Raw genomic sequence first — 580 nt, 5'->3', positions numbered from 1 at the left:
GTGTTGCGACGGTATTTCTCTGCTCTCGGAATGTTTTATCTCGAATCCTGCGATTTTCAGAGCAGTGCGAAGGGCCGATGAGTTGATGAGGTCAACGCCAGATAAAACATTATTTCCAATCACGTAGGTTGCCGTTCCTCCAGGCTTCAAGACTTTGTATGCGCGTGACGTTATTGCTACTAAGTCGCTAGCATATCGTGTGACCATAGTTAGCTGTCTTGGCGCTAAATCCTTCAAGGGGTAGGCCTTCAAAACTTTCAATGCGTTGATTTCTGTGGTGGCTTGTGACCGTGCTTCGGTACCAACAGAATCACTACGGATACTTCGGAGTTTTGGTATAGTTAAGCCCAGCCAGACCAAACTTAATCTGTGCCTGTTGAATTGCACTGAAGTCTGACCCGAGTTTTCCATCGAATCTTGACCCACACTCTTTGTGAGCAGAAGGTGCTCACGATGTGGATAAGTTCTTGATCTTCTCCTTTTTGGGCTGAGTCTTTGCAGAGCTGTTTTTGAACCGATAGCTGTCGTTTCCAGTCTCAAGGATATGACATCTGTGGGTGAGCCGATCCAGAAGAGCAGC

General features: G+C 46.9%; 2 protein-coding genes. Both read right to left on the bottom strand.

Features of this window, described 5'->3' with window-relative positions:
* A partial coding sequence (locus AC1DYQ_RS22880) for a hypothetical protein (protein ID WP_477688722.1) occupies positions 1-261 on the bottom strand: 261 nt, incomplete at its 3' end.
* A gap of 187 nt (positions 262-448) precedes the next feature.
* Positions 449-580, bottom strand: a 132-nt coding sequence (locus tag AC1DYQ_RS22875) for an ATP-binding protein (protein ID WP_477688723.1), incomplete at its 5' end; no start/stop codon positions are given.

Source organism: Polaromonas sp. P1_F4 (genome assembly GCF_056405675.1).
Note: the sequence above shows the minus strand (reverse complement) of the source record. Positions and strands in the feature narration are given on the sequence as shown.